The sequence below is a fragment of the Verrucomicrobiales bacterium genome (assembly GCA_016793885.1).
Lineage (GTDB): Bacteria > Verrucomicrobiota > Verrucomicrobiia > Limisphaerales > UBA11320 > UBA11320.
The window spans coordinates 1-8,177 of sequence record JAEUHE010000266.1; the positions used below are offsets into that span (position 1 = coordinate 1).

An 8,177-nucleotide genomic window follows, 5' to 3' on the forward strand; every position below is an offset into this window, starting at 1 on the left:
AAATGATGTTTTGGGAAGCTCGGTTAATTCGCTCTCAAGGACCAGGGGGCGCTGGGAGATTCCGTGGGAGGTGGACTGACCGACGGTTTGCGAGAGAGACGGAGCAAGCTGCCTTGAGGTTCCTCGGCGGCTCTCCATCACCTCCTCTTTGCCCAAGACCCTGGAAGCCCAGGAGGCGGTCTCTGGGCTATTAAGTCTTAGAATCACCTTGGTTGCACATTGACCGACCAGTTCATTGGCTACCTTGTCTTGGTAGACGTGGCGGAGGCCTTCGATATCCTGAAAGCCAAGGACCACTCTGGCACCTTTGGAGCGGCCCTGGGTCAAAAGCTGAGGGAGTTTGTCTAATTTTTGAGCTTCGCGGATTTCATCCAAGAAAAACCAGGTCTGACCGCCATCACCTTCGGGGCGGCTCAAGATTAATTCCGCGATGCGGTAAAAAAGCACTCGGTGAAGCGTATCGACAGCAGCGCGGTTTCCCTCGTCGTTACCCATGATGAGGATTGATTCGGATTTCATCCATTGGGTGAGGCTTAGTTTTCGGGGTGCATGTTCCCAGGCTGCGGCGATCAACTGATAGGGTCGAAGGTAGGTCACCACCGCTGCCATGATATTTTGGAGAGTCGGTTTGTATTCAAAGAGGTTCAAAAGGTCGTGGGTGTCTGAGCTTGAACCCAAGACCTGCTCCAAAAGCTTAGGGTTCCTTACCAAGAGCAGCGCCTGGCGAAGGGTCCATTTGCCGGGGTGCTGACGAATGAGAAACAGGAACGTCGCTTCCAGGAGGCTTCTCGCAGCATCAGGGAAAAACCGGTTGTGGTCATTCTCGTTTGCAGGGATGAGGATTCGGGCAAGCTGGTGGGCTGCCGGGGCGGTGGTAATATCTGCTGCCGTATCCCACGCCTCTCCGCGAGAATCCATCGGGTTTAGCAGGTGAACCTGGCATTCTAGATTCATGCCGCCCAGGAGACTTAAGAGGTCGCGCTTAGCGTCATAAATCACAGCGCGGTGCTTTTGACCCGTGCCGATGAGCGGCAGGGCGCTCTGCATGAGGAGCCGCTGCATAACGGTTTTCCCCGAACCCGTTGCTCCGACAAAGGCTATGTGCTCATTGGCAATTTCGGAGGGGAAGCGATGCTTTCCGATGGCGATGCCTGGGTCGGTCTTTTCCTGAGCGCTTTGGACAATCGCGGCGACTTGGTTCTCGTTTCGAAGGGATGCGCCCCGCAGATGGGAGAGTCGGATGGATCTTCTAGGAAGGAGTAACCTTCCTAAAACGATGAGTAGCACAGCGATCGGCATAAGGTATGCGAGCAGCAACATAGGACCCTCCATTTCAAAGAACGTGACTGATTCCATCTCACCAAGTGCGGTGGCAAAGGACAAGTGCGGTTCGCGCTTGCCAGCCGGAGGGAGCGGGGCTAGATAGGATTTGTATGGCTAGATACCCCATTTTTGATGGCGTGCCGGAAGGGGTCGATGTGATCATCGGGTTTGAACGGAACTACCCCGGATTTTTTGTGATGATCGAGGACAAAACGAACCCCCGCGGTCCTGAGACTTACTATTTTAACAACATCACCGACCATCCCGGCGTGGTGATGACTATTACTCAGATCGAGGAGACGCTAAGCCGGTTTCAAATTCCGATCACTCGCGAGGACGTGGAGCGGCTGGTCAAAGACGCCGAGAGGAACGGCTTTGAGGAGAACGTGCTCGGTGCTATGCGAATGATCCCAGGAACCAACCAAGCGGAGCTTGACGACTTTCGGGCAGTGAAAGAGCGCTACGGACTGACACAACCAGTCGCTTGAGAGTTGCCTTTCGGAGGCCCGCTGTCAGGCTGGTCTTGCATGGCACGCAAAGCGAACCGAACGGAGATCGTGTTGGAGTCTGGACAGCTGTGGCGCACAAACAGGGGATACATCCAAATTATTCAACTCGGCAAAACTCTTGCCCATTACCGCCAAAGCACCCGAGCGGATCAGAGGGGCATCCCGGTGCTTATCGCCTCGATGAAGACGATGCGGGAAATGCTTAGGAGCGGAGAGGCTAAATTGGTGGAGACTCCTACGTGAGCCAGGGTATGGGTTAAAACGTTCCACTACCGGAATTCTTTGGATTGTGGTATGATGCTGGCTGAAGGCTGACTAGGGCCACTACGGTTATTGGAGCGCTCTATGAGAATATCAATCGAAGTAAAGGCGGAGACGGCCAAACAACTGCAATCTCTGGCAGCGGGTAAAGGCGTGTCGGTGGATGAACTGATTCGTGTTTATATTCCCGGCATCTCCACCAGCGCTAACCATTCCCAGCAGGAGGATCAAGCTGCCAAGATTGAATCGTTCATCGCTTGGGCTAAAAGTCACTCACGCAGTTTGCCGCCACTTCCGAGCGAGGCGGTGAGTAGGAAGTCCTACTACGAAGATTGATGGCGACCCTGGTAGACACGAACATCCTGCTCCGCAGCATCCAACCAACCGATCCGCTCTTCGGCATAACGCTTTCAGCTCTTCAGATTCTCGGATGTCTCACGGATCGCCTCGCAGTGGTTCCCCAAAATATGGTCGAGTTTTGGGCCGTTGCCACAAGGCCTCGGGCCAACAACGGACTTGGTCTCGCTCCGAGCGAAGCATCCGTTGAGATCCAAAAGATCCTCAGCACCTTTCAATTCTTTCCCGAGACTCCCACCATCTTTGATGAGTGGATGAAATTGGTAACCGCATATGCCGTGAGCGGCAAGGACACTCATGATGCCAGGATTCTAGCAGCGATGAAGGTGCACGGTATCGAGAGGATATTGACCTTTGATGAAGCCGATTTCGCTCGCTACAAGGGCGCAATCACTGTCCTCACGCCGACAAGTGTCGTGGCTAGCCAAGAAGTTAAGTCCGGATTCTAATACCGTTTCCATCCCCGGCAGTAGTCTTGGTTGTAACGACGCACGAAGGCATTATATTTCTCCGGCTCGCTCATTCGCATCCCTAGAAACTCGGCAATCCGCTTGGATGCCTCAATCATGAGGCGCTTCATCTCCATATCGGAGATCCGGCTAAATCCTGTTAGATAGTCGAGCGGCAACGCCTTTCCCGCATGAAGCTCTTCAATGTAACCGTTCCGAAATGCAAATGCGGTGAGTGCGTTGGCTTCATCACGCAGCGTAAAATCGTCCACTGGTGCCCTAAGGCGGGGATGATAATTTTCATGAGCGGAGTCTTCGTAGATCGACTCCCGGCTGGTTACCAGACTCGCCGCCGCTGTGAGGAAGGTGTGGTTTTGAGCAATCCAGGCGCGGAACGATGAAAGTCTACCCGCTGGGTCCAACTGACCGCTGTGCTCCGGGGAAGCGCTGATCGCCGAAGATTTACTACTCATCAGCAGCTCGAGGAACTCATTTAGTCCAAGCCCATTATTCGCTGCGAGAGTCCGAAGTTTTTCTTCAGTTCCTGGTCTTACTTCTATCATCTCCAATCTCTTTGTCTCATCTTATGGCACTTTCCCCACTAGCCACAGTTTGGATGTGAATCATCGTGTTATCTCTTCCACTTTTGGGATGGGCGGAAGTGTTGCTGGCGAGGCGGTAGGTCGAAAATCCTGAGGCAAAATCCTCAGTGTCTTCCCAATAAGCGCAGCCTTGCTCAACCGATAGGTCCACCGATCGCGGCTTCCGTCGGTTTTGATTTCGGCGACAACCCATGTGGTTGGCAATTTTCGAACAAGCTCAACCGGCGGCAAGTGCGGAATCTGATCGACCGTGAATCGGTCGCCCACTTCCACGGAGGGAAGTTGCTGAGAGATCTCTTGGTGCTGTCCAGCGCCGGGCATTGCGTGTTCCTCCTGGTATCGGGATCTCCAACTCGCATTGTTGCACGGATGTGGAGAGGGACACAAATCGCGCGATGCAGAAAGGCGAGATGCGAGAGAATTAGAATCTGCTGAAGAAATTCGCGCACGGAGGAGCCGCTGGGACAGTGTGGGTTGCGGGGCTGCTAGCAAATGCGCAGCGTCTGTCTGTGCTCCATACGGGCCTGTCTGAGTTTTCTATTCAGAAGTCCTAAGAGGAGCCGTGGGCGACTCAAGTTCCGAAACACCAGTGATCCGGGGCAATGTATGCTTCTCAATTGACCAAACGACTATCACTCGGGGATTGCTCGGTAATAGAGCCGCGTACGGGTCGAAATTGGTTGCGGGTCTATATAAAGAAACGGGGAGGTTGGCAGTCGAATCGTCGTCTGCGTGAACCACTCTACGAAATCCGGCGTGGCACTGACTTCTATCCTATAGAGCGTCTGAGGTGTGCCCTCGATTGTCAGTCCAGCATATGTGTCGATCCTCGTCGACGCAGGCGCGCCAACTTCTGGGATACGTCCGATCATCATGTCGTCAAAGCCAAAACCTTCTGTTCCACTGCCCGAGATTTCCACCGCCACAAATGGTCTGTCGTGATCAATAATCCCAAAAAAGATGCAACCGCTGCTTCCTTGCGGGATTTTCGCAGGCACCCTGTAGGTACTACGTTCGCCCTTTGAATCGATGAGCACTACATCTCTCGAATCATTCTCGGCATCAGTAATGAAAAGACCGAATGCCGATTGAGGAGAAGTAAATCGTACAGTAATAGGGCCTTTGGCACTCAACAATTTGTCGCCAGACAGTGCAAACTTGCCGTCGATGTGTCCAAGCGATTTGGGCGGCTCTTGGATTGCCCCACCGGAGATCGTTGCTCCGATGGTTCCCGATTTGAGATCCTGGACGGCGTCCGAAACAGGGAAGGCCTCGAACGTCTCCTCAACCACATCGAGTAGGCTCAGCCGAAACCTTGCGAACTCCTTCGAAGAGTTAGGAAGGTCTGAAAGTGATCTCCGCTTTCCTTCACCAGACTCGCCCGAGCCCGGGTCGTCCCCGGTGAAGATGGTTGGCGTGGCCTGAAGCGAGGACAACAAAACCAAAACGCAACTAAACCCCAGGAGTGATCGGTGAAGAGCCTTACCCATATGCTGGTCAACGTAGGCTGCTCTAGGATATCAGCAAGTCGAAACCAAACTTATGGGTTAAAGACACGGTTGCTGATCCACGCGAAACCAATATATGCTTTGCGTAAGCCATTAACATCTAGCGTGTAGGAGTCTAAAATGATCAAACCCTTTCAAATTGGCAGCCCGAAAACGTTCGATCATGAAAATCGAAGACCGCCAACCTCCTCGGCCCGTACGCTCAAAACGACCGCCCTACAGCTGATCGTTACGGCGTTAAGCATGTCGCCCGCAATTGTCAGAGCCGATAGCTTGTGCGTTCCGTTTTCGAGATTGTCATTTCGCTCAATCACGGCCGTTGATCCAGGAGAGAGCTGTCCGCGCGGAACCAGGCGGGTAGGATCGTTCTTAAGCGCCGAGGAAACGGAAAAACTGGTAGCGGGGGCACTGCGATCTGTGCCTGCAGAACCACTACGTTTTTCCCTGGCTCCCCAAACGAGCAGTCCTCCGCTATGTCTGGGTATGGATGTCAAGAGCCGCTGTGCGGATGAAGACGGATGTGTTCTGAGATATAGAATAACAGTTCCGGAACGAGGGATTGACGATCCTACAAGAGTGGTTTCGAACCAAATACGGATGATATTTAATCCAGAAACGCACCAAGTCACAATTCGGAACGATGGAGTCGAGTATTCAGGCATGCTCGGCTCCGGCGTGCACTCAAAGATCATAACGCTCGCTGGCGGGGAGATCTATATCGCGACAGATAAACCCGAAGAAGCGTGCGTAGATTCGACCAACTTTGTCGACGATGGACCGAACTCGATATGGCTACAGATTAGCAATCGCTTCCAGATGGATGGGGCGCTTCTGGATTGAGAGTTCGGCTACTGCTCGGAGTGTGGTGAGCAGTGTATGGAGATGCCGTGCTCTGCCGTGCGCCAACCTCCGACCTCAGGCTGTTCAAGCGTCGGCACTAGAATCCAAATGGACACTTCTCGGTTCGCATCGCGATGCCGTAGTCCATTTTCAAAAGATTCTCCAAACGGTCACACTCAGCAGTCAGATTTTGTATTACGATGCGCTCGCAATTCTTTCCGATTCCCTTGAGAAGTGCGATCAAGTAGCCACAATCTGTAGGATCGAACGAATATCCTATAATCCAAATCTCTGAGGCCTCCGCCAACACGGTCTTGGCATGCACCCAGACAGTCTCGATATAGCTCCGGAACGCCAACGCATTTTCCTTTCCCCTGAGAATATAGTCTTTCTCGTAAGGGAAAGCGATGAGTGGCTCGGGCAACCGGGCGACCTGAGGTCCCGATGGAAAGAATTCTGCATCGCTTACTTTTCTATAGGCCGGATCCATAAAATCCAAACCTTGGAGAATCTCGCTCTGGCCAGAAAAATCAGTACCGCACCGCATCCCCACCGACCCGTGCATTTTGAGAAAGCAAAAACGATCGGGGGCTATACCGCAAACCTGGCCAAACATGTCCACGCCTGAATTAAGCGCCTCCTGCGAGTAAGGAGCAAAACCACGGAGCTCCGAGTCCATAAAGGAAGCGCGGAAGGTAAGTTCGAAAAGCCGATCGTAATTAAAACTTAGGACTCGCGCGGTCGAGGCCCGAAGCCTGCTACGGGAACGATCACTGATGCCAGAACCGTGGAAAACTTTGCGTTGGATGAACGTGCGATATTTTTCTACTTGCCGGGGGAGCACCACGTTTTCTAAATCTCGAAACAATGCTGCCGTGGCGATTTTAGCGCCTGTCACCGCTCTATAACGCCGTGCGTGAACATCGGACTTGCTCAGCTTAGCTAGAAAGTGGTCACACTGCCCACGCAGAATCAGATCGACCAATTGATCCAGAGTGTTGGCGTGGAGAGTGCCGCCCTGACATTCACGCAACAGCCGAGCTGTCATTTGGACGTCATCTCGGATTAGCTTGCAGTCTTGCTCCGTGTCCAAGCGCCTTGCGTAAGCCTCAAGAGCAGGAACGAATTGTTTCGCCAGCGGATACCCTTTGTCGCCATCGTATGAGCATCCCGCCCCTAAAATGAATACCTGTGTCTTCTTCACCTCAAAGACGCAGAGCCTAGAGAGCTACCCGTTCATTGTCCAGCCACTCTGGCCTTCCAACAGCGACGATCGCAGAAGAGCGGTCTGGATGGATCAAAACTTCAACAAGCGCAAGGGATCTTCGGCAATAACACAAAAAGCGATCGTGCCTGATAGTTGACCCGCCCCAAGCTACCCGACCCCGAGTCGAACCAAACTTTTTTGTTCCTACCCTCAGTCTCCCTCTTCCGGAGTTCTATAACCTATTTTATAGTGCTCCAAAGCCTACCCCACCCGGAGCACACTTTCATGGCACTTCCCGTTCCAAAACAGAATCTCGCGCCCGTCTCCCCTACTCCTCAAGATCCAAACAGGATTTTGACGCGGCCCGAATTCCAGCGCTTGGCCCAGGTGCCGCCCGAGGTCGAGTGGTTTGCCAACATCAAAAACGAAAACACCCGGAAAGCTTACCGGGCAGATTTATCCGCCTTCATGAAATTTACCGGAATCGAAGCACCGGAAGAATTTCGTGTCATCACCAGATCGCATGTGATCGCGTGGCGAAAAAACCTGGAGCGCCAAAACTTGTCTGCCGCTTCCATCAGGCGAAAGCTTTCTGCCGTCTCTGATCTCTTCGAGTATCTCTGCGAATCAAATGCCGTGACGCACAATCCGGTAAAAGGTGTCGCTCGCCCGAAGGACGGAGCGAATGAAGGGAAGACCCCGGCGCTATCGGACGCCCAGGCAAAGCTGCTCGGTAATGCTCCTCCCGAGGATACACTTAAGGGGAAACGAGACAGGGCGATTCTTTCAGTCCTTCTTTACCATGCGCTTCGGCGTGCTGAGCTGTGTTCCCTTCGCGTAAAAGATTTCTCGCTTCGGCGCGGGGTTAAGAATTTCACTGTTCATGGCAAAGGCGGGAAGATTCGGTATGTGCCGGTGCACCTAAAAGCAGTCAGGCTGATCGATGAATATTTGCTGGCGGCGGGGCACGCGGAGGAGATGGATAGTCCCCTTTTTCGTGTCATCTCGAATCGTCTGAACCAGAAGGCGCTCGGGATTTCGCCGGGGTCCATTTATCGGGATGTTGTGGCGCGGTATGCGAAAGAGTTGGGGATTCTGGCTGAGGGAGTGGGGCCGCATTC

Annotated in this window: 8 protein-coding genes; 4 read left to right on the forward strand and 4 right to left on the reverse strand. The window is 53.2% G+C overall.

Translation table 11 applies throughout. The features are described from left to right. The coding region (locus tag JNN07_28805) for a type IV secretion system DNA-binding domain-containing protein (protein ID MBL9171764.1) at positions 1 to 1,299 on the reverse strand (1,299 nt) is incomplete at its 3' end. A gap of 134 nt (positions 1,300 to 1,433) precedes the next feature. Between JNN07_28805 and JNN07_28810 the strand changes: the two genes are divergently transcribed. The 3 genes from JNN07_28810 (at position 1,434) to JNN07_28820 (ending at position 2,899) form a co-directional block, all read left to right on the forward strand. Continuing rightward, positions 1,434 to 1,811: a hypothetical protein gene (locus JNN07_28810; protein ID MBL9171765.1), complete on the forward strand. Its 378-nt coding sequence runs from the start codon at positions 1,434 to 1,436 to the stop codon at positions 1,809 to 1,811. 366 nt (positions 1,812 to 2,177) lie between these two features. After that, positions 2,178 to 2,429, forward strand: coding sequence for a CopG family transcriptional regulator (locus JNN07_28815; GenBank protein ID MBL9171766.1), 252 nt, complete (start codon positions 2,178 to 2,180; stop codon positions 2,427 to 2,429). After that, positions 2,429 to 2,899 (forward strand): type II toxin-antitoxin system VapC family toxin, encoded by a 471-nt coding sequence (locus JNN07_28820; protein MBL9171767.1) that lies wholly within the window; start codon positions 2,429 to 2,431, stop codon positions 2,897 to 2,899. Before JNN07_28815 ends, JNN07_28820 begins: the two co-directional genes overlap by 1 nt. Here the strand turns inward: JNN07_28820 and JNN07_28825 are convergent. The 3 genes from JNN07_28825 to JNN07_28835 form a co-directional block, all read right to left on the reverse strand. Further along, positions 2,896 to 3,372: a hypothetical protein gene (locus JNN07_28825; protein MBL9171768.1), complete on the reverse strand. Its 477-nt coding sequence runs from the start codon at positions 3,370 to 3,372 to the stop codon at positions 2,896 to 2,898. The genes JNN07_28820 and JNN07_28825 overlap by 4 nt on opposite strands. 761 nt (positions 3,373 to 4,133) lie before the next feature. Further along, positions 4,134 to 4,793 carry a hypothetical protein gene (locus tag JNN07_28830; protein MBL9171769.1) on the reverse strand — a complete coding sequence of 220 codons (660 nt, stop codon included), beginning with the start codon at positions 4,791 to 4,793 and terminating at the stop codon, positions 4,134 to 4,136. Positions 4,794 to 5,946: 1,153 nt separating this feature from the next. Continuing rightward, positions 5,947 to 7,053, reverse strand: a complete 1,107-nt coding sequence (locus JNN07_28835) for a hypothetical protein (GenBank protein ID MBL9171770.1) — start codon at positions 7,051 to 7,053, stop codon at positions 5,947 to 5,949. Between the two features lie 357 nt (positions 7,054 to 7,410). Here JNN07_28835 and JNN07_28840 point away from each other — a divergent pair. After that, positions 7,411 to 8,177: site-specific integrase (locus tag JNN07_28840; protein ID MBL9171771.1), on the forward strand; the 767-nt coding region annotated here is incomplete at its 3' end.